At 70.3% G+C, this 22,888-nt stretch carries 27 protein-coding genes; all 27 read left to right on the top strand.

Features of this window, described 5'->3' with window-relative positions; all coding sequences use genetic code 11:
* Nucleotides 1–362: 362 nt before the first annotated feature.
* On the top strand, nt 363–659 hold the full coding sequence (locus AB0M73_RS37700; protein ID WP_363901570.1) for a hypothetical protein: 297 nt from the start codon (nt 363–365) through the stop codon (nt 657–659).
* Complete coding sequence (locus tag AB0M73_RS37695; protein WP_363901567.1) at nt 656–1,192, top strand: hypothetical protein; 537 nt, start codon at nt 656–658, stop codon at nt 1,190–1,192. The genes AB0M73_RS37700 and AB0M73_RS37695 overlap by 4 nt, the downstream gene beginning before the upstream one ends.
* A gap of 237 nt (nt 1,193–1,429) precedes the next feature.
* Nucleotides 1,430–2,092 carry a helix-turn-helix domain-containing protein gene (locus AB0M73_RS37690; protein WP_363901564.1) on the top strand — a complete coding sequence of 221 codons (663 nt, stop codon included), beginning with the start codon at nt 1,430–1,432 and terminating at the stop codon, nt 2,090–2,092.
* A gap of 650 nt (nt 2,093–2,742) precedes the next feature.
* Nucleotides 2,743–3,042 carry a hypothetical protein gene (locus tag AB0M73_RS37685; RefSeq protein ID WP_363901561.1) on the top strand — a complete coding sequence of 100 codons (300 nt, stop codon included), beginning with the start codon at nt 2,743–2,745 and terminating at the stop codon, nt 3,040–3,042.
* Nucleotides 3,039–3,566 (top strand): hypothetical protein, encoded by a 528-nt coding sequence (locus tag AB0M73_RS37680; protein WP_363901558.1) that lies wholly within the window; start codon nt 3,039–3,041, stop codon nt 3,564–3,566. The genes AB0M73_RS37685 and AB0M73_RS37680 overlap by 4 nt, the downstream gene beginning before the upstream one ends.
* Complete coding sequence (locus AB0M73_RS37675; protein WP_363901555.1) at nt 3,563–3,961, top strand: hypothetical protein; 399 nt, start codon at nt 3,563–3,565, stop codon at nt 3,959–3,961. The genes AB0M73_RS37680 and AB0M73_RS37675 overlap by 4 nt, the downstream gene beginning before the upstream one ends.
* Entirely contained in the window at nt 3,958–4,938 is a 981-nt protein-coding gene (locus AB0M73_RS37670) for a hypothetical protein (RefSeq protein WP_363901552.1), read from the top strand. The genes AB0M73_RS37675 and AB0M73_RS37670 overlap by 4 nt, the downstream gene beginning before the upstream one ends.
* Nucleotides 4,939–5,546: 608 nt before the next feature.
* Complete coding sequence (locus AB0M73_RS37665) at nt 5,547–5,765, top strand: hypothetical protein (protein ID WP_363901549.1); 219 nt, start codon at nt 5,547–5,549, stop codon at nt 5,763–5,765.
* A 475-nt stretch (nt 5,766–6,240) separates the two neighbouring features.
* Nucleotides 6,241–6,507 (top strand): hypothetical protein, encoded by a 267-nt coding sequence (locus AB0M73_RS37660; protein ID WP_363901546.1) that lies wholly within the window; start codon nt 6,241–6,243, stop codon nt 6,505–6,507.
* Between the two features lie 4 nt (nt 6,508–6,511).
* Entirely contained in the window at nt 6,512–8,188 is a 1,677-nt protein-coding gene (locus AB0M73_RS37655) for a Terminase (RefSeq protein WP_363901543.1), read from the top strand.
* A gap of 32 nt (nt 8,189–8,220) precedes the next feature.
* Nucleotides 8,221–9,549, top strand: coding sequence for a phage portal protein (locus AB0M73_RS37650; protein WP_363901540.1), 1,329 nt, complete (start codon nt 8,221–8,223; stop codon nt 9,547–9,549).
* A gap of 2 nt (nt 9,550–9,551) precedes the next feature.
* Nucleotides 9,552–10,352 (top strand): hypothetical protein, encoded by an 801-nt coding sequence (locus AB0M73_RS37645; protein WP_363901537.1) that lies wholly within the window; start codon nt 9,552–9,554, stop codon nt 10,350–10,352.
* A 37-nt stretch (nt 10,353–10,389) separates the two neighbouring features.
* On the top strand, nt 10,390–10,926 hold the full coding sequence (locus AB0M73_RS37640; protein ID WP_363901534.1) for a hypothetical protein: 537 nt from the start codon (nt 10,390–10,392) through the stop codon (nt 10,924–10,926).
* Nucleotides 10,927–11,105: 179 nt separating this feature from the next.
* A complete protein-coding gene (locus AB0M73_RS37635) occupies nt 11,106–11,999 on the top strand; it encodes a P22 phage major capsid protein family protein (RefSeq protein ID WP_363901531.1) in 894 nt (297 codons plus the stop codon).
* On the top strand, nt 11,996–12,475 hold the full coding sequence (locus AB0M73_RS37630) for a hypothetical protein (protein WP_363901528.1): 480 nt from the start codon (nt 11,996–11,998) through the stop codon (nt 12,473–12,475). The genes AB0M73_RS37635 and AB0M73_RS37630 overlap by 4 nt, the downstream gene beginning before the upstream one ends.
* Nucleotides 12,472–12,810: a hypothetical protein gene (locus AB0M73_RS37625; protein ID WP_363901525.1), complete on the top strand. Its 339-nt coding sequence runs from the start codon at nt 12,472–12,474 to the stop codon at nt 12,808–12,810. Before AB0M73_RS37630 ends, AB0M73_RS37625 begins: the two co-directional genes overlap by 4 nt.
* A gap of 4 nt (nt 12,811–12,814) precedes the next feature.
* Nucleotides 12,815–13,177, top strand: a complete 363-nt coding sequence (locus AB0M73_RS37620) for a hypothetical protein (RefSeq protein WP_363901522.1) — start codon at nt 12,815–12,817, stop codon at nt 13,175–13,177.
* Nucleotides 13,174–13,599: a hypothetical protein gene (locus AB0M73_RS37615; RefSeq protein ID WP_363901519.1), complete on the top strand. Its 426-nt coding sequence runs from the start codon at nt 13,174–13,176 to the stop codon at nt 13,597–13,599. Before AB0M73_RS37620 ends, AB0M73_RS37615 begins: the two co-directional genes overlap by 4 nt.
* Nucleotides 13,600–13,691: 92 nt before the next feature.
* Complete coding sequence (locus AB0M73_RS37610; protein ID WP_363901516.1) at nt 13,692–14,327, top strand: hypothetical protein; 636 nt, start codon at nt 13,692–13,694, stop codon at nt 14,325–14,327.
* Nucleotides 14,324–14,572, top strand: a complete 249-nt coding sequence (locus AB0M73_RS37605; RefSeq protein WP_363901513.1) for a hypothetical protein — start codon at nt 14,324–14,326, stop codon at nt 14,570–14,572. The genes AB0M73_RS37610 and AB0M73_RS37605 overlap by 4 nt, the downstream gene beginning before the upstream one ends.
* Nucleotides 14,569–14,853: a hypothetical protein gene (locus AB0M73_RS37600; RefSeq protein ID WP_363901510.1), complete on the top strand. Its 285-nt coding sequence runs from the start codon at nt 14,569–14,571 to the stop codon at nt 14,851–14,853. Before AB0M73_RS37605 ends, AB0M73_RS37600 begins: the two co-directional genes overlap by 4 nt.
* 71 nt (nt 14,854–14,924) lie before the next feature.
* Nucleotides 14,925–15,254: a hypothetical protein gene (locus tag AB0M73_RS37595; RefSeq protein WP_363901507.1), complete on the top strand. Its 330-nt coding sequence runs from the start codon at nt 14,925–14,927 to the stop codon at nt 15,252–15,254.
* A 3-nt stretch (nt 15,255–15,257) separates the two neighbouring features.
* Nucleotides 15,258–18,251, top strand: a complete 2,994-nt coding sequence (locus AB0M73_RS37590; protein ID WP_363901504.1) for a hypothetical protein — start codon at nt 15,258–15,260, stop codon at nt 18,249–18,251.
* Nucleotides 18,252–18,257: 6 nt separating this feature from the next.
* Nucleotides 18,258–19,091: a hypothetical protein gene (locus tag AB0M73_RS37585; RefSeq protein WP_363901501.1), complete on the top strand. Its 834-nt coding sequence runs from the start codon at nt 18,258–18,260 to the stop codon at nt 19,089–19,091.
* Between the two features lie 4 nt (nt 19,092–19,095).
* Nucleotides 19,096–21,363 carry a hypothetical protein gene (locus AB0M73_RS37580; protein ID WP_363901498.1) on the top strand — a complete coding sequence of 756 codons (2,268 nt, stop codon included), beginning with the start codon at nt 19,096–19,098 and terminating at the stop codon, nt 21,361–21,363.
* A 6-nt stretch (nt 21,364–21,369) separates the two neighbouring features.
* Nucleotides 21,370–21,699: a hypothetical protein gene (locus AB0M73_RS37575; RefSeq protein WP_363901495.1), complete on the top strand. Its 330-nt coding sequence runs from the start codon at nt 21,370–21,372 to the stop codon at nt 21,697–21,699.
* Nucleotides 21,700–21,767: 68 nt separating this feature from the next.
* Nucleotides 21,768–22,742 (top strand): GH25 family lysozyme, encoded by a 975-nt coding sequence (locus AB0M73_RS37570; RefSeq protein WP_363901492.1) that lies wholly within the window; start codon nt 21,768–21,770, stop codon nt 22,740–22,742.
* Nucleotides 22,743–22,888 lie beyond the last annotated feature (146 nt).

Here is a 22,888-nt window from a genome sequence, read left to right as displayed (position 1 = left end):
TGCGGCAAATGCCGCACCTGGATTGTGCGACGGACGGCGGCCCCGCGCCGTCCCCTGTCTCATCTTGGCATCTCTCGTGCCTTCCTGTCATCTGTGGTTGCACACGCAGGTGCGGCACTTGTCCGCTTACTTGACACGGCATCGAAATGTGATCAAGGTGGAGGGCGACCAGCATGGGAGCTGGGGTTACGCAGGTGCGGCATTGCGCCGCAAGGGAAAGCGCCCTGGGGAGGGAGGCGTCCGTGGGTGGCGCACGTCCGCCGTGGCCACGCGCACGCCGTGTCTCAAGCCCCGTGGTCACCAGCCATGCCCAGCCGTCAGGAGGCGAACCAGCCATGCCGATTCGAGTCACTCTGTCCACTATGGACGTTGCGGCGCCTACCGCCGACCTTGATCACCTCGCCGCCCACGTCGACATGCTGTCCCAGGTGGAACGGCAGATAACGCGGTTGAAGAAGGCGCGCGACGAACTGAGATCCGTCGTGCGGCGCGACCTCGGCGGAGCCGAAGCGGGGCTGATCGGCGGTGAGGTGGCGGTGACGAACAAGACCGTCATGCGCACGTCGCTGTCCGCCAACCTGGTCAAGCTGTGCTATCCGCGCGTGGCCCGGCTGTGCATGGAGACCAAGCCAGTGACCACGTTCCTTCTGGTGCCATGACCGAGGTACGGCGGGCGACGGTGTGCCGGGTCTGCGGCGGTGAGCTGTGGGACGTCGTCGGCCGGGGCGTGCATCCACTGTGCACGGACGAGCGTGAGCTGTGGTGGACGGCGGCCGACATCGGCGCGGCGGTGCGCGTGGTCGCCCGCCGCGCCGAGGCCCGCAAGCCACTGCCCGCCAGCAAGACGGACCCGCCGAACAAGGCGGTGGACGCCGTGTGCGCGCTGCTGGTCGGCGACCCGTCCAACCGGGACAGCCTGGAAGCGGTGGTCAGCGCAGTGTTGCGCAGCGCCGCCGATGACGTCTTCTGGAGGACCACGGCGAACACGATGCGGCCCTACATTCCCAAGTCGACCAACCCGGCCGTCGTCGGCGCGACAGTGAAAAGCCTTATTGGGCTTGGACTTCTGAGCGACACCGGCCGCTACGTGGAGTGTGACGACCGAACCGCGGGCAACCATGGCAAGCCGCAACGCGTGTACGAGATGAACGCAGACCTGTTGGAGCACATGGTATTTGGCGAGGATCAGTGATGGGCGCCGGGGAGTCCCATGTGGACGCTGAGGCCGCCCGTCGCTGTGTTCGCGGCGAGGTTGTCGCCGAACAGGTCAGCACGCACGCGCGAGAGCTGGCGGTGAGTTGGCTTCACCGCCGAGGGTGCACGGACGCCGAGGTGGCGGCCCGCATCCGCATGTCCACCTACACCGCTGCCCGCATCCGCACCCGGTTGCGGCTGGCGGCACATCCCGCACCCACAAGGGGGGTTTGTCATGCCAGCTGAGTTGGCGACCGTGACAGACGTGGCCGAGGCCGGCGACGTCCCGATATCCACACTGGAGGAAGCACGCGCCCGCGCGGACCGCATCCGCGTGGGCATCGGCGTGGTGGCGCAGCTGCAAGACGACGTCGTGACCGCCTACCAGCGTCGCGACTGGACGCAGCTCGGCTACGGCACGTGGGAGGAGTACGTGGCCGGCGAGTTCGGCGGGCACCACGTGCGATTGCCCCGGCCGCAGCGTCAGGAGATCGTGGCGCGGCTGCATGAGGAAGGGCTGTCCACCCGGGCGATTGGCGTGGCGCTGGGCGTCGATCAGCGCACCGTTCGGCGCGACCTGCCCGCCGAGGCGGACACCGTCCCCGTCCCGGTGGTCGGTGTGGACGGCAAGTCCTACGCCACCCCGGGCAAGCCCAGCGCCGAGGCGGACACCGAGCCGGGGCCGGCCGAATCGGGGCCGGCCGAATCGGGGCCGCCGCGCCGCCGGCCGTTGCACGCCGAGGCGGCCGAGGCCGCCGCCACATTGGACGCCGCACTGTCGCGCTGGGACGCCGTCACCGCAGACTCACGGTGGCCGGCCCAGCGCACCCGCATCGCCGAGAAGCACTCCGGGACGATCGCTCGCGCCGCCGCGCTGGTCGAGAACGTCACCGCCTAACCGCTCTACACCGAGGCCAGCGCCGGACCCGCCACGGGTCCGGTGACGGCCTCGCGCGCCCTTTGCCCTTCCCGCACAACAGGAGGACAGCAGAATGACAACCCACACCGCCGGGTCGGTGGGGTGCTGACATGGCCACTTTCCCGCTCTCTGACGGGTTCTACGCCGATCCCGCGTTCCTCGGTATCTCCGGTGACGCCGTCGCGCTCTGGACTCGGTCCGTGTCCTGGTCCACACACCATCTCACCGATGGGTTCGTGCCGACCTCGGCCCTGGCCGTGCTCCAAGTCCACGACGAACAGCCCCCGGCCGAGCTGGTGGCGCGCGGCATCTGGAAGCGAACGCGCGGAGGCTTCCGTTTCGTCGTCTGGCCGAGGCAGGCCAGCAGCGACTACGTGGAAGCGAAACGGGACGCGGACCGCGCCCGCCAACAGCGTCGGCGCACGTCAACCCCACCGCCGTCACGGCGTGACACACGCGTGACACCGCCGCGACTCGCAGCGGAGTCGCAGGTCGGTCACACCCCTTTGATCTTTAGTAGTAAAAGACAAGAGATACAAGATAAAGAACACCAACAGACTCCTTCGTCGTCTGTTGGTGCAAGAAAGCGAGCGTGCCGCATCCCCGGGGACTTCACCGTCACCGAGGACATGATCCGTTGGGCGCGGCAGAACACCCCGCTGGTGGGCCGGACCGACACGGACCAGTTCGTGGACTACTGGACCGCTGCCAGCGGCGGCAGGGCGTCCAAAATGGACTGGCCGGCGGCCTGGCGGACCTGGATGCGCAAGGCCCAGCGCGACGCCGAACGCGACGTCCAGGCCCCGCCTCGGCGTCACCGACCGGCGGCCGGCGGCGGCCCGGTCAGCGCGACCGACGCCAACATCGCCGCGTTTCTCGGCGGCGGCACCACGACCGGACCGCTTGCCCTGACCGAGGGGAAACCATGACAGAGCAGGAGATCCGCGCCGTTCTGGCGGTGGCGATGGCCTACGACAACCGCAAGCCCGGAGAGGCCACCGTGGCCGCGTGGGCCGAGGCCGCGCACCGTGGACGGTGGGCGTTCACGGACGCCGTGGAGGCGGTGCACGCGCACTTCGCCGAGTCCACCGCATGGCTCATGCCCGGCCACGTCACGCAGCGGCTACGGGCGATGCGGTCGGGGCCGGCGGCGATGGCCGAGCTGCTGGCGCTGCCCGCCGGGCAGCCCACGGCCCCGGAGCGGGTCCGGTCCATCGTGGACGCCGTGGCGGGCCGGATGGGCTGGGTTCGCGCGGTGGCCGACCCCGCCGCGCTGGGCGTGCTCGACCAGGCGTGCCCGCACTGCCACGCCGGGCCGGGCCGCCCCTGCACGCGGGAGATCGCTCGGGGCCGGCGGCGCGGTGAGCTGGTGGCGCTGGCCGCCCCGCACCCGTCCCGGTCGCGCGACCTGGCCGCCGCGCACACGTCGACCGGTCCGGAGTGGACCCCGTGACCGGCGCGGCCGCCGGGACGATGTCCCGGGCTGAAGTGGCGGTGCTGCTGGCCCTGGTGGTCGCCTACGGCGGGCCGGTGGAGGCCCCGACGGAGGAGACCGTGGCGCAGTGGCGGGACGCGCTTGCCGGCTACAGCCTCGGCGAGTGCCAGGCGGCCGTCATCGCCCACGCCCAGACCAGCCCGGAGACGCTGTCCCCGTTCAACCTGATCAGGCGAATCCGCGCCGCGCGCCGCACCAAGGGCAACGGTGAAGCGTTGCGCCGCCACGGGTTGGACGCCGAGCAGAACGCACGCAACGCCGCGACAATCCATCGTGGAATGGCCAAGATCCGGGAGGCCATGGGCTGGCCCGAGACCGGTGGCGCCCATGACGATCCGGAGGAAAACCGTTGAACCACAACGCATCGACCATCGTCCCCTGTGTACTCGGCTGCCGCTCGGCGGCGGGCGGCGCGTATCCGGCGCAGGCCGGCTACCTGACGTGCGACCCGTGCGCCGAAGAGCTGCGGGCGACGCTGCGGGAGCTGGTGGAGCTGTACGCGCTGACCGAAGACGCGACCGTGCCCGCACCGTCCACGGGCGGGGGGAGAGCGAGTCCCGGATACGGGCCACGGTCGCCAGCGGTGGACGCGGTGTTGGCGCTGACCGATCCCCGCAGCGCCGCCGAGGATGGCGAACCCGTGGGCGTGCTGGCGGTGCTGGGCGCGTGGGCCGACGTCGTGCGGACGGACACGGGCGTGCGGCCCGCGCTGTCCGAGGCCGAGCGGCGCGACGCCACGTTGTTGGTGTCCTGGTTGGACTGGTGCAACACACAGCCGTGGGCGGGCGCGGTGCTCCCGCAACTGGGCGCGCTGCGCACGGAGGTGTCCGGCACGCTCGGCCTCGGCCGGCGGACGGTCTCCGGTGAGGTGAGCCTGTTGATTCGCTGGCTGGACTGGATCACCCGTCAGCCGTGGGTGTCCGACCTAGCGGCCGAGGTCACCTCCCTGCATCGCAGTATGCGGGCCGCCTTGGGGCTGCTGGACAAGCACTTGCCCGTGGGCTGCTGCCCGGTGTCCACCGGACGCGGTCGCACCTGTGGGGCGGCGCTGCGGGTGCGGGTCGGCGCGGCCCGGATCGTCTGCCGTTCCTGCGGGACCAGTTGGCCGCGTGAGCAGTGGGACGCGCTGTCGGTGGCGCAGGGCACGCCGTTGTCCGACACGGCCGAGCTGGCCGCGTGGCTGGGCGTGCCCACGGGGACGCTGCGGCGGTGGCGCAGTGAGGACAAGTGGAAGCGCCACGGCGACAAGGCCCGGCCGCTGTACGACCGGGCCGAGGTGCTGACGTCGTGGTCCCGGCGGAGAGCGGGTGCGTTGGCCTCCAGCGCGTGAGGTGCGGCAAATGCCGCACCTGGCAAGGGATTCCGCCTCGCCAGGTGCGGCATGTTGTCCGATGTGGCGCTGTGGCAACAAAGTCTGCGAAGTCGCTTGCCTCTGACCAGCACCGAACGTAGCGTGGATCATGTTGGTGGTGTGTGCCTCCCCCCTGGCACCGCCACTCACCACGGTTGAGCGCCCCGACGCACCTTCCCCCGCGTCGGGGCGCTCCCGTTCCCAGCGTCCGATGTGGACAGCCGCCGATCGGTTGGGGGTGGTCACGATGGGCTGGGAGACCAGCGACCGGGCCGCTCGCCTCCCGCCGGACTGGCCCCGCATTCGCGCCCGAATCCTCGCCCGCGACCCCGCGTGCCGCATATGCCGGCGACGGCCGGCGACCGAGGTCGACCACATTCAACGCGGTGACGATCACCGCCCAAAGAACTTGCGCGGGGTGTGCTCCCCGTGCCACGCGTCCAAATCCGGACGCGAGGGTGGGCAGGCCGCCGCAGCGCGCCGCGTGCCGGTCCGCCGACCACCCGAGAAACACCCCGGATATCTCCGATGAATGGGAGTGAATTGCAATGCGAGTGCGATTGAATCAGGCCCTTGGCGGAAGTGCTGTGGGCGAGGTAATCGACCGGGACGACGCGGCGGCCGAGTGGCTGCTGTCCGCCGGCCTCGCGGTCGCGGTGCCCGAGCTGGTGGACGACGCCGGGCAGGCCAGCTACGCGGACGGTGAGAGCGTCCAGGCGGCCGCCGAGGCCGGCCCGACCGAGGAACCCGCAGCACCAGCGGCACAGAACGACGGTCGCCAGGCTCGGCCTGGTCGTCGGCGCTGACTGTGTGTGACCGGGGTGGGGGGTACCCCCGAGGCGGAAACGCCCGGTACCGGTACGTCATAGCTATTCGCGGTCCGTATGAAACTCGGGTATCTGGAGCGGGGGCCGCTGGAGTGGGTCCGCTCACGATCAGTGACAGCCTTGCCTCGCCCCCACAAATCGCGCGGAAATGCGACAACAATGCATTAATAAATGCGGCCGCAGGGCTATTCCATAAACGCCTCGAATCGCGTTTGTGAGGCAACTTCAGGTGGCCCATTGAGTAATGGGCGCCGGGCATTCCATAAATGGGGGTGGAATCGTGGCGCTAACGGGTCGCCCGCCGAGTGAGAATGCGCGTAACCGCAATCCGAAGACATACGACTGGACCACGGTGGAGGCCGTCCCCTACGCGGGTCCGTCGCCGGACCTTCCTCGGCGTGGGCGGGCACGCTGGCACCCACAGACCGTGGCGTGGTGGGAGGCGGTGCGGCACATGCCGCACGCTCTCCTGTGGACGGAGACGGATTGGTGGTTCGGCCTGGAAACCGCCGTCCTGGTCGAGGAGTTCTGGCGGGGCGAGAGCAGCCGCGCGGCCGAGCTGCGGCTACGGTCCGGCAAGCTCGGCCTGACCCATGAGGACCGGCTCAAGCTGCGGATCCGCTACGTGGCACCGCAGAGCGACCAGCCGGCCGCCGTGGCGGACACGGCCGTGGTGACGCGGCTGTCCGATCGTCGGCGCAGGCTGGCCGAGGAGACGTGACCCGGTGCCGCGCGAACTGGTCTACGCCCCCGCCCACAACCGCCGCCGGTCGCTGGGCTGGCTGGCCTCGGCGTGGGTGGAGCACTGGGCGGTGCACGGCCCCGGCGACATCCAAGGCGACCCGGCCGAGTTGGACGACGAATTCGCCGGGTTCCTGGTGGACGCCTACGCGCTGGGCACCGCCGGCCGCCGGCTGTACTCCCGGGCCGCCCTGGTCCGCCCCAAGGGCCGCGCCAAGTCCGAGCTAGCCGGGTGGCTGGCGCTGTTCGAGGCGTTCGGCCCGGCCCGGTTCAGCGGGTTCGCCGAAGGAGGAGAAGTCTTCCGGTGGCGTGACTTCGTGTATGAGTACGCGCCCGGCGAACCCATGGGCCGCATGGTCACCTACCCCTACATCCGTTGCCTGGCAACAGAAGAGACTCAGGCCGGCAACACCTACGACGTCGTCCACCACAACCTGACCGAGGGGCCGCTGTCCGAGGGGTTGCCGACCGGGGCCGCCGGCCTCACGCGGATCGTGATCCCCGGCGGCGGTGAGATCGTCCCGTCCACCGCGAGTTCGTCCGCAAAGGACGGTGGCAAGGAGACGTTGGCGGTGTTCGACGAACCGCACCTCTACATCACCGGCGAGTTGCGCAGGATGTTCCGCACGGTCGACCGCAACCTACGCAAACGCAAGGACGGCGAGCCATGGGGGCTGATGACGTCCACCATGTACCAGGCCGGCGAAGACTCCGTGCTGGAGGAAGTCGACCGGCAGGCCCAGGCGATCCGAGAGGGACGGTCCCGCGCCTCTCGGCTGCTGTGGGACCACCGGCAGGCACCGGCCGATGTGGACCTGACGGACATGACGGCGATGGTCGCCGCGCTGGCCGAGGCATACGGGCCGGCGGCAGAGTGGATGGATCTCGCCAGCATCGTCGAGTCCGAGTTCTGGGACGTGACGAAAACCGTTGAGGAGTCACGGAGATACTTCTTCAACCAGCGCGGAGCGTCGGCAACGGCGTGGGTCACGGCGCAGGAGTGGGACGCCTGCGGACTTGCTCCGCGGGAACCAGTGTCCGAAAAGGACACAATCGCAATGTTCTTTGATGGATCCAAAAACGACGACGCTACCGGTCTGGTGGCGGTGCGGATCTCCGACGGCCACCCGGTCGTGCTGCACGTCCAGGAAAAGCCCGAGGGCGTGGCGGGCAAGGCGTGGGAGGTCAACCGCGCCGAGGCGGACCGGGCCGTGCGGGACGCATTCGACAAGTACGACGTGGTGGCGTTCCTCGCGGACGTCCGCGAGTTCGAGTCCTACGTGGACGGCTGGGCGTTGGCGTTCGGGGACCGGTTGCTGATCGAGGCGACCGCCGGCCGCACCCACCACGCGGTGGCGTTCGACATGCGTTCCCGGACACAGGAATTCACCGTTGCCGCGCAACGGTCCCTCGTGGACATCCGCGACCAGTCCATGACCCACGACGGGGACCGCCGGCTACGGCGGCACGTGCTCAACGCCCGCCGAGCCCCGAACCGCTACGGCGTGTCGGTCGCCAAGGAAGGCCGCGAGTCACCGCACAAGATCGACCTTGCGGTGTGCCTGATCGGCGCGCGGCACGCCCGCCGCCTGGTGCTCTCCTCACCCGCCTGGGCGAAACGCAGTCGCAAGCGCGCGGGCAAGCTCCGCGTGTTCACCTAAAACCCATTGCCATGTAAGGGAGGTGAGCCCACGTGGCGGTTCTCTCCCAACGGGACGCGACCGACGTGGCCGCCCGCGTCATCGCGATGTGGCCCGACCAGGACCACAACGACCACGTCCACCGCTACGTCAAGGGTCAACACGACTTGCCGTATGCGCCCAAGACAGCAAAGGCCCATTACCTCTGGCTGCTCAGGAAAGCGCGCACCAACTGGTGCCGGCTGATCCTGGATTTGATGGCGCAGAACCTCTACGTGGACGGCTACCGCGCCGCCTCCACACCGGACGGCACAGAAGGCGGCGGCTGGTCCTACTGGACGGCGAACCGCATGGCACGCAGGCAAACCGGCGTCCACCGCTCAGCGCTGGAGTACGGGCACAGCTTCGCCGCCGTCACCCCGGGCGACCCGGTGCCGCTGATCCGGGGCGCGTCGCCGCGCACCATGACCGCCGTCTACGCCGATGAGAACACCGACGAATGGCCCGTGTACGCCGTGGCGCGCGGCACGTCATGGGGGCCGACCGGCCCGGCGCAGGTGTTCAGGTTGTACGACGACCAGGCCGTCTACTTCCTGGCCGGCGACCAGCGCACCGGGGAACTGTCCTACGTGGAGACACGGGAACACGGCCTCGGCGTCTGCCCGGTCGTGAAGTTCTCCGACAACGAAGACCTGGACGGGGAACGGCCCGGCGTGGTCGCGCCGATCATCGACGTTCAGGACCGCTACAACCTCAGCGTCTTTCAACTGATGATGGCGCAGGAACACGGGGCGCACCGCCAGCGCTGGGCCGCCGGCCTGGAACTGGACGACGGGAACGAGCCGCCGATAGGACCGGACCGACTGTTGCACTCGGACAGTCCAGAAACGCGGTTCGGCTCGTTCGACGCCACCGACCTCGCCGGCTACGTGGCAGCGCTGGAGCAAGTCCTCCGGCACCTCGCGGCGCTCACGCAGACCCCGCCGCACACGCTGTCAGGGTCGCTGACCAACCTTGCCGCCGACGCCTTGGACGAAGCGGAACAGGGTCTACAGCGACGGGTTGGTGAGCGGCGAACGTCCTATGGTGAGTCCTGGGGACAGGTGCTGCGGCTGTGCTCGCTGGCGGCCGGCGACACGGCCGGCTGGTCGGACATGGCCGCCGAGGTGCGGTGGCGCGACACCGGCACGCGGTCGCTGGCGGCCGTGGTGGACGCCTGGGGCAAGGCCGTCACGATGCTGGGCGTTCCGGCCGCCGCCACGTGGGAACGCCTTCCGGGCGTCACCGACAACGACGTGAAGCGGTGGCAGGACATGCCGGCCGAGCCTGACGGACACGCGCTGCTGGCCGATGTGCTCGGCCGCGCCAACCCCGGGGGCTGACCGTGCCGAGCCTGACCGCCGCCACGGCGACGGAGAACCACCGCCGCGCACAGGGCCGGCTGGCCGCCGCCACCGTCGCGGACATGCTCACCCTGTGGTCCAGGGTGGACCCGTTCAACCTCGCGGGCACAGTGGACGGCTGGCTGACGCAGGTCCTCGACCTGATCCGCCACAACCGTGCCACCTCGATTTCCCTTGCTCAGACTTACTTCCTGGAGTTCCGGACTATCGAGTTAGGACGCTCGGCCGGCCCGGCGCCACCCCCGGCGCCCGACAATCCACAGTGGCCCAAAGCGGCCGCGGCTTCACTGCTGGCCACCGGCCCATCCCGGGTCAAGACGTTGAGCAGCAACGGGATTCCGCCCGTCGTCGCCGCCGACAAGGCCGGCCCCGAGGTCGCGGCCGCCGCCGCCCGCCACGTCACCAACGGCGGACGCTCCCATGTGGAACGCACCGCCCGCACCGACCGGCGGGCGGTCGGCTACCGCCGCGTCACCTCCGACGACCCGTGTTTCTGGTGCGCCATGCTCGCCGGGCGGGAAGTCCTGTACGCCAGTGAGGAATCCGCCCGGGACCGGTACGTGGACGGCCAGGTGGACACCTTCCACACCGGATGCAACTGCCAGATTGAGACCGTCTACCGCTACGGGACGCCGCTTTCCGCCCAGTCGCAGGCACACGCCGCGCTCTGGGAGACCGCCGTCAAAGACGAAGGCCACAAGGGGAAAGCGGCCGTGCGGGCATTCCGGCGGGCGTACTACGCGCAGCAGCGCGACAAGGCCAAGGCCGCCGCCGCTACGTAGCCGGCGGCGGCGCTGATCACCGATGGAGGACAACACCGTGACCGATCCGACCCCGGCCGCCTCGGCGGCCGCCACCCCGCCCGCCCAGACGATCCCGCCCGCTCCCGCAGCGCCGACCGCCCCGCCGGCCGCAGCGCCACCGGCCGCCGGCCCGGCCGGCGGCAACCCGGCCGAGCTGTCCGCCCGCCTGGCGGCGGTCACGGCCGAGCTGACCGAGGCCCGCTCCGCCGCCTCCCGGACGTCCGAACTGGAGTCCACGACCGAGGCCCTGCGCCGCCAGGTCGCCGAGGCCGAGGGAGCGCTGACGCGGATGACCGCCGCCCGCGCCGCCGGCCTGCCCGACCAGCTGGCCGACCGGCTACGCGGCGGCACCCCCGAGGAGATGGCGGCGGACGCGGCGGCGCTGGCCGCGCTGCTGGGCGGCACCACCCCGACCGGGCCGGCCTCGGCCGCGCCGAGCGGCACCCCGCCGGGCCGTCCGGTCGAGACGCTGCGGCCAGCCGCCTCCACCGGCACCCCGCCGACCGAGGACACCCCCGAGGCGATCACCCGCCTGTTGTTCGGCGGCAAGTAACCCAGCTGCCCGAAACCGAGTACGTGAACGGCGCACCCGGATCACGTACCTGTTCGTGCCCGATCACGTACCGGTGACGTACCCGCCGGACACCCATCACCCCGCGACGCGCGGCCCCCGAGACAGGAGGCGTCGTGTCGGTGGGCCGCCTCGCCCACCCGAGAAGGAGGCGGCCCCCAGTGGCCAACGTATTCCTCACACCCAAGACGATTGCCGCCGCTGGCATTGCGGCGTTGGAGTCTCAGCAGGTCCTCGGCGCGACCGTGTGGCGCGACGCCGAGTCCGATTTCGGCGGGCAGGTCGGTGACACCGTCACCGTTCGGATCGAGGGAATCGCCGGCGAGGCAAGGACGTTCAACAGGGCGGCCGGTCAGCCCATTGTGATCGATGATCTTCAGGAGACGCCGGTTGACGTCAAGCTGGCGTCCTATCTGTACAAGGGCGTGGCGCTGCCGGACGAACAGCTCACGCTGGCGTTGAAGGACTTCACGCTTCAGGTGGCCACCCCGCAGGCCAAGGCGATCAGTCGCGGGATCGAGAACCTGATCGCCGCCAACATGAACGCGCTCGTCAGCGCGCTCACGCTCAAGGCCGACGGGTCCGACGTCCACAACGGAATGATCGAGGCCCGTCGCAGGCTGAACAAGGCTGGTGTCCCGTTCGATCAGCGGTACTTCGCGGTGTCGCCCGAGGTTGAGGCGATGCTGCTCAACGACACCGGCAAGAGGCTGCTCCCGGCGGACGTCAGCGGTTCGCCGCTCGCTCTGCGGGAGGCCGTCATTGGCCGGCTGTACGGCTTCACGGTCGTACCGAGCAACTTCGTGGCCACCGGCAGCGCCGTCGCCTACCACACGACAGCTTTCCCCATGGCTTCAAGGGCTTTGGTCGTGCCGGCCGGGGCGACGTTCGGACAGAGCATGACCTACAACGGTTATTCGATGCGACTGGTCCGGGACTACGACGCGGCTTTCCAACAGGACCGCAGCGTGGTGTCCACCCTGGCGGGCGTGTCGACCACTCTGGACGCCGGGGCGGTGTCCCGCGCGCTGCGGCTGACCACGGCCGCATCGTGACGACCCCGCCGGCTGGCGGCGGGGTTCTGGTGGCACTGTCCGAACTGGAGAACCGCACGCGGCCGCTGGCGGGAACCCCGGATGAGGGGCGGGCGTGGGCGGCGCTGGCCGACGCCTCGGCGCTGGTGCGGGCCGAGGTGCCGGCGGCGCTGCTCGGCCCGCCCACACCGCCGCTGGTGGTCACCGTCGTGTGCAAGGCCGCCGGCCGCGTCGTGCGCAACCCCGAGGGCTACAGCGGGGAGACCATCGGCGAGTACTCCTACCGCTACGACGGTGGCAGTGACGTCTACCTGACCGAGGCCGAGCTACGGCTGTTGCGCAGGTTCGCCGGCAAGGGCGGACTCCAGAGCACCCGCACCCCCTACAGCGCCGGGGATCACCCCGGCCCGGACCGGGTGGCGGTGTTCTACTCGGACGGATCCGCCGGCTACCCGTTCCCCTGGTGGCCGGACGTGGACGGGGAGGTGCCGCCGTGAGGCTCCCGCACCGCCTGACCGTCGTCACCCCGGCCGAGGTGGTCGACCAGTACGACAACCCCACGCCTGCCCTGGACTACGGCCCCGCCGCCGCCCGGCGGGAGCTGGACGGCCTCCTACAGCCCCGGGGCGACCCGCGCGGCACCGACACCCCGGAGCAGGGCCGGCAGTCCCGAGAGGGGCTGTGGTGGCTGTTCACGGCCCAGCCCGTCACCGCGCGGGAGCGGGTCGAGTACGGCGGCGCGGTGTACGCGGTCCAGGGCTTCCCACACCGATGGGAACCCCGCCCCGGCCACGTCCACTACGAAACGACACTCACACACGTGGAGGGCTGATCCCTTGGCACGCAACGGTGTCCGGGTAGTGCTGGACCCGGAGGGAATCAAGGAAGTGTTACGCGGCCCCGAGGTGCGGGCACAGCTGGACGCGGTGGCCGAGGAGATGGTGGCGCTCATCCGTGCCCGGGGTCTGCGCACCCGCGACGGCCGGCCCTTGCCGGTCGAGATCATCGCCGAGGACTCGACCGACCGGGCCGCCGTGACCGTCGCCATCCCGCACCCCGCCGGGGTCGGAATGGAGGCCCGACACGGAGTGCTGCGGCAGGCGGCGCAGGCCGCCGGCCTGACCGTGATCGGCCTGGACCCGCACAGGAAAGCCCGGACGCAGAGCAGGAAGAAACGCAGGAAGAAGCGCAAGCGATGACCGCCCCCGTTCCGGTCGACGTGGCCGAGCTGGTGGCCCGCGTGCTGCGGGCCGCCGTCACCGGCCGCGCCGACCCGGTAGCCGCCGGCCTGAAGATCTCCACCGAAACCGGGCGCGGCCGCGACGGTGGGCCGCCGTCCCTGCCGTGGGTGGTGGTCGCCGAGGACTCCCACACCTGGCGGTGGCCGGCCGTCCAGTCCGCCACCGTCCGACTGACCGCCTGGCACCGCACCGAGCACGACGCCAAGCACATCGCCGGCCTGGTGCTCGGCCTGCTGTGCGACCGCGCGACCGCCATCGCGACCCCGGGCCTGATCCTGTCCGAACCGGACACCGCGCCGATAGCCGATGTCGACCCCTACACCGGGGAACCGATCGCGTTCGCGGTGGCTGTGGTCACCGTCCGCACCCCTACCACCTGACCACCCGTTCATCACCGCGACGCGCGGCCCCCGACCACGGAGGTTGACGTGTCGGTGGGTCGCCTCGCCCGTACCACGAGAGGCATCCCACCGTGACGATCAACAGCAGCCATGTTCGGGTGCCCGGAATCGGGGAGATCTCCATTGCCCCGCCGGGAACCCCGGAGCCCACCGACCCCGCTACGGCGCTGCCCGCGCCGTGGGTCGGGCTGGGACTGTCCACCGACGACGGGGTGACCGTCAGCCGGAAGGTCGAGCGCGAGGGAACCAGTTCCTGGCAGACGCTCACCCCGGCCCGGTTCGTCTACAAGTCGTTGGAACTGACGGTCAAGTCGACCCTTCAGGAGACCAAGGCCGAAGTCCTGTCCGTCTACTTCGGCGGCATGACCTTCGCCGAGACGACGCAGGGATCCAAGAAGTACCGGGCGGAGATCTCCTCGCTTCCCAAGGGAGACGCCCGCGCGCTGTGCATCGACTGGACCGACCAAATCAGCGCGTTGGAGATCTACCACCACCGGCTGTTCATCGGCCGCGCCGAGGTCTCCGAGACCGAGGATGCACAGTGGACTAGAACGCAGGAAGCCCAATGGGGCCTCACGTTCTCGGGCCTGGCGCCGGCCGGATCGTCCACTGTGCTCGCTGTCTGGCTGACCGATGACCCGGCCGTCATCGCCGCCGGCGCTGCGGCGATGTCCGTTGGCCCCAACACCAGCGGCGGCAAGTCGTGACCGCCGCCGCCGGCATGTCCGATCCGGACGTTCGCCGGGAGCTGGTGCGCGTGGCCGAGACGGTGGAACACGCGCTGGCGCATCACCGCGCCCGCGACCAGGCCGCCGCGACGCTCAGCCTCGGGGCCGCCAAACCGGCCCCGCTGACGCTGCGGCTGGAGTTCGCCGCCAAGGGCCTCCGCGCCCTGTTGGCCCACGAATACCCCGACCCCAACGACAAGGCACCCCAAGGAGAACAGCCGTGACGACCCGCCAGCGCGCCGAGGCCACCAAACGCCCCGCCCCCAAGCCTGTCGACGACCGCGTCACCGTCACGTGGCGCGGCACCACCTACACACTCCCGTCCGCCGACGACTTCCCGCTGGAGGCAATGGAAGCCGAGGAGAACGGCAAGACGCTGACGGCGCTGCGGCTGATCCTCGGCGACGACCAGTACGCGACGTGGCGCAAGGATGCCCGCACCGCTGGCGACGCCGAGGAGTTCTCGACGAACATCATGCGGGAGTTGGGCGCGGGAAACCGCTAGCGGTCGCCGCGCTGCTGTCCAGCACGGACACCGCCGAGGCGTTGGAAGCGGACTTCCTTCGCGTGTACCAGGTGGACCTGTTGGACTTCTACCGTGGCGGCCTGACTTTGCGTCGGGTCTGCCTGTTGGTGCGGCATTTGCCGCAGGACGCGGCGGTGTGGCGGGTGCTCAACCCCGAGGCCGCCGGCTGGTCCCGCGCCGAGGCGCTGACCGCCGCCGTCGAACGCCGTGTCACCGCGCTGTGGGCGACGGTCACCGCCGCGCTGGGCGGCACCGTCGACCCCGCCCAGCTGGCCCCGCCGTGGCGTTCGTCCACACCGGACTCCCCTCGGGGAGGTGAGGCCGAACCCGTCACCACCCCGTTGCGCGACATCGCGCGCCTGATGCGCGAGGGGGTGTGACCCGTGGCTACCGTCGGACACGGCTATTTCAAGCTACTTCCCACGGTTGAGGGGCTGCTGGAGGACCTGCTCAAGAAGGTCCGCGAGGCGCAGGACAAGGCCCCAACGCTGATCATTCCGGCCGGCGTGGACATCGCCGAGATTCACCAGAAGCTCCGCGAGGCGCAGGATTCCGCGCCGCCCATCACGGTGGGCACGAAGGTGTCCGCCGCTCAGTTGCGGCGAAGCATCGCCGAGGCCGCGAAGGAAGACGACGGTCTGAAGGTCACTCTCCAGGCCGAGGCCGACACGCTCAAGGCCAAAGAGGACATCGAACGGGTGCGGCGGGAGGAAGACGGCAAGACGGTCCGGCTGGACGTGAAGGTGGCCGGCGGCCTGGCCGCCGCCGTGCGGGCGCTGTCCGAGGTCAGCGGGGCGGCCGACCGCACCGGGATTTCCTTCGCCACCATGACGTTGTCGGTCGGCGCGTCGGTGTTGCGGTACGGGGCGATGGTGGCCGCCGTGGGGCAGGCGATTCAGGTTCTCGGCGGCCTCGGCGCGGCGGCCGGCACCGCGTCGGGGGCGCTGCTGCTGGTGCCCGCCGCCGGCCTGGCGGCCGCCTCGGCGGTCGTCACGCTCAAGCTCGGCCTCCAGGGTTTTGCCGACGCTGTAACGGAATCTGACCCGACGAAGCTGGCCGCGGAACTGGCCGCGCTGGCACCTGCGGCACGGTCCACAGTGGTCGCGGTCCGCGAGTTGCAGCCCGCGTTCACCGATCTCCGCCTGGACGTGCAACAGACCCTGTTTCGTGGACTGTCCACGGAGGTCACGGCGCTGGGCCGCCAGTACATGCCGGTCCTGCGGTCCGGTTTGGACGGCATCGCCGGCTCACTCAACACCTCCGCTACCGGCCTGGCCGGATTCCTCGCCTCGGCCCGCACGTCGGGCGACGTGTCGACGGTGTTCACCAACACCGCCGCAGCGGTGCGGGTCCTCGGCGGCGCGCTGGTGCCGATCGGAACGGCGCTGCGGGACGTGGCCGCCGTGGGCGCGACGTTCCTGCCGCAACTCGCACAGCAGGCGACCGACCTGGCAACCCGGTTCGGCGCTTTCGTCGACAGGGCAAGGGAAAGCGGTCAGCTGTCGACGTGGATCAGTAACGCGTTGGGCGTGCTCGGTCAGCTGGTCGCGCTGGTGCGCAACCTCGGCGGGATCGTCGGGAGCGTGTTCTCCGCGCTTGAGCAGGCGGGCACAACCTCGCTGGGCGTGCTGGTGTCGCTCACCGGCAATCTGAACACGTTCCTGCACTCCGCCGCCGGCAACACCGCCCTGTTGCAGATCTTCGGCGGCCTGTCCTCGGCGGCGGCTGCCCTCGGTCCGCTGCTGGACGGGTTGGGCCGTGCGGTGGTGACCAGCGTCGCCCCCGCCATCTCCGCGCTCGGCCCGCAGATCCGCGACGCGTTGACGTTGGCTGCCAACGGTTTCGCACCGTTGGGCGGGATCCTGGCGGCCGTAGCGCCGCTGCTGGGCACCGCCGCGCAGGCCACCGCCTCGATCCTTGTTCCGGCGCTGTCGGCGGTGCAACCCGTTGTGGCGGCGCTTGTTCCGCCACTTCAGTCGGTCGCCGAGTTGCTCGGCTCCACGCTGGCCAACGCCATCGCCGGCAGCCTCGGCCCCGGCCTGCTGGCGTTGGCGAAGGCCGCCGCCCCGCTGATCGGTCAGTTTGGGACGGTTCTCGTCAACGCGCTTTCCATTGCAGCGCAATGGTTCGGTCAGCTGGCGATCATGGGCGCCGGGCTTGTCCCGGTGTTCGGCGGCGCGTTGCTGTCCGTGCTTTCCTCTGTGCTGCAAGCGTTCTCGTCGCTCAGTGGCGCGGTGGGCACGGTGCTGCTGGCGACGCTTCAGGCGTTGACTCCGATCCTGCCGGTGATCACCACGGCCGTGGGTCAGCTGGCCGCTGTGATCGGCACCGCCCTTGCCGCCGCGACACCCACTCTGATCCAGGTTGGACAGCAACTCGCGGCGGCGGCCGGGGTCATCCTGTCCGGGCTGCTGCCGGTGGTGCCGCCTCTGGCGGATGCGTTGCTGGGGTTGGTGAACGCGGCGCTCGGCCTGCTGCCGCCGCTGCTACAGCTGGTGTCCGCGCTGCTGCCCGGGGCCGTCGCCCTGGTCGCCGCGCTGGTGCCCGTCGTGGTCCAGGCGGCCGGCGTGCTCGCTGCCATCGTTCAGGCCGCGACGCCACTGGTTGTGTTGCTAGCAAACGAACTCAGCCCTCAGATTCAGGCTTTCGGCCTGATCGTGAGCGACGTGTTCGCGGCCGTGGCCGCCGTCGTCGCGGGCGCGCTGGAGGTGGTCAAGGGCGTGATCCACCTCGCCCTTGCGGTGCTGACGGGTGATTGGTCCGGTGCCTGGCGGGCGCTGGGCGAGATCGTGCACGGCGTCGTCGGCGCACTGGCCGGCGTCGTGAACGCCGGGCTGGACATCGTGCTCAACATCATCCGTGGCCTGGCGAACGCTGTGCTCTCGGCGGCAAGCGGCCTGCCGGGCACGCTGGTCCAATCGGGACGCGATCTGATCAACGGCTTAGTGAAGGGCATCGAGGCCGGTTTCCAGTGGGTCAAGGACAAGCTCGGCGAGTTGACCAACTGGATCAGCCAGTGGAAGGGGCCGCCCGCGCGGGATGCGATCCTGTTGCAGGCCAACGGGAAACTCATCATGCGCGGCCTGGTCACCGGGTTTGACGACGCGGCCCCCGAGGTCCGTGACTACCTCCAGGACCTGACCGCAACCCTGCCGCTGGACGTCACGACAGGCCCGATAGGACGCCCCGCGGTTCGCCCTATCGGTTCCGGCACAACGGTTCTCGGCACTGCATCCACTGTGGACCCGGGCGGCGCCCTCGCCGGGGCGGTGACCGCCGGCGTGCTGGCCGCATTGGACGGTGCCCGGCTGCGGGTGGACGGGGCCGGCGTCGCCCGCCTGGTCAACGACGTCAACGCCCGCAACGCCAGAAGGTGAGGACACATGCCGTTCCTACTCGGCCCGCTCGGCGCGCTGCGGCCGTTGCCGTCCCCGACCCTGGGCACCACACCCGAGGCGACCGCCGCACGCCTCGGCGGGGTCCACCGGTCCCTGACCGGCCGCGTCACCGTCGACCGCCTCGCCGTGCGTCGCACGTGGACGCTGGCGTGGCCCTACCTGGATGACGGCACCCGCGCCTATCTGGACGCGCTGTACCTCGGCGTGGTCGCCGGCCCGCTGTGGCTGGTCGACCCCATGCGGGTCAACCGCCTCCCGCCGCACGTGGCCGCCACCGGCTCGGCCTCCCGCACCACGACCGGGTTCACCGCCACCGCCGGCACCGTGGCGTGGGCGGCGGGCGTGCCCACGGTCGCTGAGGTGCCGTTGGCCGGCGGCCTGTCCTGGACGGTGCCGGCGGCCGGCGGCGCGCTGACCGCCGATGCCGTGGTGCCCGTGTTGGGCGGGGAGACGGTCACTGCCTCGGCGACGCTGGCCGGCACCGTGCCGGCCGCGCTGTCCGTCTCCTCGTTCACCGCCACCGGGGCCGCGCTGCGGGTCGACCAGGGCACGGCCGGCCCTCCCGGGGCGGCCGGCACCCGCGCCGCCCTCACCGTCTCCCTGCCCGCTACCGCCGCGTGGATCCGCGTTGGCCTGTCCGCCGCCGCTAGTTCGGCCGGCGGCGCGCTGACGGTGTCCGGCTGGCAGGCCGAGGCCGGCCCGCTCGTGACCGGGTGGCAGGCCGGCGGCGGCGCGGCCGTCGTGGTCGTCGACTCCCTGTCCACCACCTACCCGATCCCTACCGCCGCCGAGGTGGCGCTAACCCTGTTGGAGGTCTAGCACCATGCAACGCCCCGACGATCCCACCCTGGCCGCCGCCGTCGACTCCCCGACCCGTCACCCGCTGGTGTCGCTACGGGCGGACTGGAGCCGTGACGGCACCTACAGCCACGCCCTGTCCGACCTGTCCGACGTCACCCGGGACGTGACGGTGGAACGCTCGCTGACCGGCGACCTGCCGCCGGAGTGCACGTTGGTGGAGGGCTACGCCACCGCCAAACTCACGGCCGGCCTCGGCGGGCAGCGTCCCAGCGACCCGCGCGACATCGCCCGGATGCTGTCACCGTTCCGATCGGACAGTCCCCTCTACGGCCTGCCGGAGGTGGACACCCCGATCACCTGCGACCTCGGCTTCACCACCGACGCCGGACCGGCGATGCTGCGGCAGTTCACCGGGTCCACCCGCTCCCTTGCGGTGTCCTCGGCGGACCGCACCGTGAGCATGGAATCCCTCGACCAGGCCGGCAGGCTCCGCGTACCGATCTCCCTCCCGCCGGACGCCGAGATGGACGCGATGAACGCAGACCCGGAGTATTGGGGCTTCCGTTGGCTGGTCAACACGCAGTGGATCGTGGACTATGTGTTGCGGCGCAACGGAATCTTCTTCTCACCGCCACCGCGTCCGAACTGCCTGTGGGCCGTGACCTGTCACGGCGGGATGGCTCCCGACATCGGCTACAGCCACGAGTATTGGAACGGCCGGGCGAACAACCTCGCCACCGATCCGCTCTACATCCCCGGCGTCTACGGGCTGGCCGCCAACGGCGGCCCGAACGTCGTCGCCATCGTGAACACGTACATGGTCGCGCCGTTCACTCCGGGTCTCACCAGCGACACGGCTCACCTGTTCGAGTTCTACATCAAAGCGGGCGGCACCAACGCTTTCCATCCCTTCGCGGATGGGTTGGTAATCTCGGCGTCGACTTACTCACGGCAGTTCAACGGCGGCACGTTTGAGATCGACATCACGACCGCTGGCCAACTCACCCTCAGCGCCTACAACGCGGCCACCAAGACGTTGACCGTCAACGGGCCCAAGTTCTCCGGTGCTGCCGCGTGGCACGCGGTCGGTTGCTGGGTGAAGTACGACGCCCACGCGGGAACCCTGACGCACCAATGGATGGTCGATGGCGTCGTCACACCGCCCGCAACCGTCCCGCTCACCTCATTCAGCCTCTACGCGGACGGCGGGAACGGCGAGGTGTGGGCGGCGAGCACGCTTCCCGTGCAATGTATGCAAGTCAGCCTCGCCCCCACGCCGCCGGCGAACTGGGGAAAGATTCCGCACGTGTCACAGGCCGATGTGGACACCGGCCTGAACTGGCTGGCTGGCCTACCCGACGTCGTCAACGGCGACGGCTGGCAAGTCATCCGCGACGCCGTAGCGGCCGAGTACGGCATCGTGGGATTCGACGAGTCGGGGCGATTCTCGTTCGTCAACCGCGACACCGCCCGCGCCCGCGCCACAGCGGCCCCGGTTCGCTCGCTCACCTCGGCGGTGTCGCTCTCGGACCTGACTGTGTCCACGGCGGTCGACAGCGTCCGGAACGTGATCACAGCCGAATACACGCCCCGGTTGCAAACCCATGACCCGGTCAAGGTCTGGGAATCGCCGGCCGTGTCTGCCTTGGACTCACCGCCCGGAACGACCACGATCACGATCACCCTGCCGTTTCGGACGCAGCTCACCCGCTATCAGCTGACCAGCCTCCCCCCGACGAGTTGGCCGAGCACATCGGACACGGACGCGTTCATCTCACTCAACCGCGACACCGGGGCGCGTGTCTCCAACGTCACCGTCTCCCGCTACCAGACAGCCGACGACAAGTTGCAACTCAGGATCAGCAACCCCAACTCGTTCTGGGTCCGGTTCGCCCGGGACAGTGCAACGCCCGCCCTGGTGATCTGGGGTCCAGGCTTCGTCTCCGGCAGCACCACCAAGCAGACCTGGACCAACACCGCATCCGTCAGCACCTACGGACAGCGCGTACTTTCCTTGCCCAACAACGAATACCGCCAGCAAGGCGACTCGGCCGCAGCAATCGCCGGCTCACTGCTGACCGACCTTGCCGCCCCGGTTCCCGTGCTGTCCGATGTGCCGGTGGTCGGTGACCCCCGGCTAGAGCTTGCCGACATCGTCACCCTGTCCGACCCGGACGGCCTCGGCGGCCCGATCCGCGCGCACGTCATCGGCATCCGCCGCGCACTGTCCGACACGGACGGACTGTCCGACACGCTCACGCTGCGCGCGGAGCCACCGAACAGGGGGTGATCCGCAATGGACCCCGTCGACGTCGGCGGCCTCGGCGTCGCCGGCGCTCTCGTCCTGGTCGTCGCCTACCTACTCGCCGCGCTGCACAAGCTGTTGGAAGTCAACAGAAGCGACCGCGCCGACTACCTCGCCGCTCTGTCCACTCGGGACGTAGCCCATTCCGCGGAATTGGCCGCCGAACGCGCCACACACGACGCCGAGGTGTCCGCGCTGCGCGTCCGCCTGGCCGAGGTGGAACACCGCGTGGCCGAGCTGGAGTCCGAGTTGGACGCCGAACGGGAGCGCCGCCGCGCCGCCGAGGACCAGGCCGCCGCCGCACGCCGCCGCCGCACCTGACCACCCACCCATCCCGGGGCCGCCCACACCGCGCGGCCCTTTTCCATGAGCACCAAGGAGAAGCAGACGTGACCGAGTACGGAACCGACATCTCGTCCCACCAGGGCAGCGCCATTGACTGGCCGGCGGTCAAGGGAAACGGCATCTCGTTCGTCAGCGTCAAGCTGACCGAAGACGTCGACTACACCAACCCGGACGCACAGTCGCAGGTGGACGGCGCACGGGGCGTCGGCCTGACGGTCGGGGGCTACCACTTCGCCCGGCCCGGGTCCATCGTGGACCAGGCCAACCGCTTCGCCGACCAGCTGTCCGCCCGAGGGCTGCTCACCGCCGGCTCACTGTGGCCCATGCTGGACATGGAAGACGGCAACATCGGCGACGCCAACGCGTTCATTGACGGGTTCATCGCCGCACTGCGGGCGCGCGTCGGCGCGGTCGGGGTGCTGATGTACGCCAACCTGGACTGGTACCAGCACCGTCTCACCCCTGACCGCTGGGCAGACGACCAGGTCCGACTGTGGTGCGCCGAGTGGAACGGCGACCCCGGCAACGTCGACTATGGACATCCCAAGCTGGTCATCCACCAGCACACCGACAAGGGAACCATTCCCGGTATCACGGGGTGGGTCGACCGGGACGCCACCGTGCCCGGCGCCCAACTGTCCACTGTGGTCATTGATGGAACGATCCCCACTCCGCCAACGGACCCGACGCCGCCGCCGGCGGACCCGGCGTGGGTGCCGTACACCATCCGGGCTGGCGACACTCTGTCCGGCATCGCCGCCCGATTCGGCAGCTCGGTCGCGGAACTGGCCGCCCACAACAACATCGGCAACCCGAACCTGATCTACGCCGGTCAGACAATCCAGGTCCCCGGCAACAGCGGCACTGGCGGCGGCGGGGCGATGTACCAGATTCAGCCCGGCGACACCCTGTCCGCGCTGGCACTACGTTGGGGCACCACAGTTGCGGCAATCGCCACGCTCAACGGCATCCCCGATCCCGACCGGATCCGGGCGGGCGTGTGGATCCGGCGGCCGTAGCCGGCGACGGCCACCAGGGCGTTGGACAGCTCTACCTCGGCGTCCTGATCGCATGGGCCGCCGTGTTCGGCGGCCGCGCGTTCGTGCGCGCCTACTCCTTTTTGGACACCCTCCCGCCGAGGCCACCTCGGCGCACCCCATCGAAC

Source organism: Kutzneria sp. NPDC051319, assembly GCF_040682195.1.
GTDB lineage: Bacteria > Actinomycetota > Actinomycetes > Mycobacteriales > Pseudonocardiaceae > Kutzneria.
The sequence above is the reverse complement of the archived record's forward strand: the minus strand, read 5'-3'. Positions and strand labels throughout refer to the sequence as shown.

What these genes read in the sequence shown, in the direction of transcription:
- AB0M73_RS37700 (WP_363901570.1), top strand. Translation starts at nt 363, where the DNA reads ATGGACGTTGCGGCGCCTACCGCCGACCTTGATCACCTCGCCGCCCAC.
- AB0M73_RS37695 (WP_363901567.1), top strand. Translation starts at nt 656, where the DNA reads ATGACCGAGGTACGGCGGGCGACGGTGTGCCGGGTCTGCGGCGGTGAG.
- AB0M73_RS37690 (WP_363901564.1), top strand. Translation starts at nt 1,430, where the DNA reads ATGCCAGCTGAGTTGGCGACCGTGACAGACGTGGCCGAGGCCGGCGAC.
- AB0M73_RS37685 (WP_363901561.1), top strand. Translation starts at nt 2,743, where the DNA reads ATGATCCGTTGGGCGCGGCAGAACACCCCGCTGGTGGGCCGGACCGAC.
- AB0M73_RS37680 (WP_363901558.1), top strand. Translation starts at nt 3,039, where the DNA reads ATGACAGAGCAGGAGATCCGCGCCGTTCTGGCGGTGGCGATGGCCTAC.
- AB0M73_RS37660 (WP_363901546.1), top strand. Translation starts at nt 6,241, where the DNA reads ATGCCGCACGCTCTCCTGTGGACGGAGACGGATTGGTGGTTCGGCCTG.
- AB0M73_RS37615 (WP_363901519.1), top strand. Translation starts at nt 13,174, where the DNA reads ATGACCGCCCCCGTTCCGGTCGACGTGGCCGAGCTGGTGGCCCGCGTG.
- AB0M73_RS37585 (WP_363901501.1), top strand. Translation starts at nt 18,258, where the DNA reads ATGCCGTTCCTACTCGGCCCGCTCGGCGCGCTGCGGCCGTTGCCGTCC.
- AB0M73_RS37580 (WP_363901498.1), top strand. Translation starts at nt 19,096, where the DNA reads ATGCAACGCCCCGACGATCCCACCCTGGCCGCCGCCGTCGACTCCCCG.
- AB0M73_RS37575 (WP_363901495.1), top strand. Translation starts at nt 21,370, where the DNA reads ATGGACCCCGTCGACGTCGGCGGCCTCGGCGTCGCCGGCGCTCTCGTC.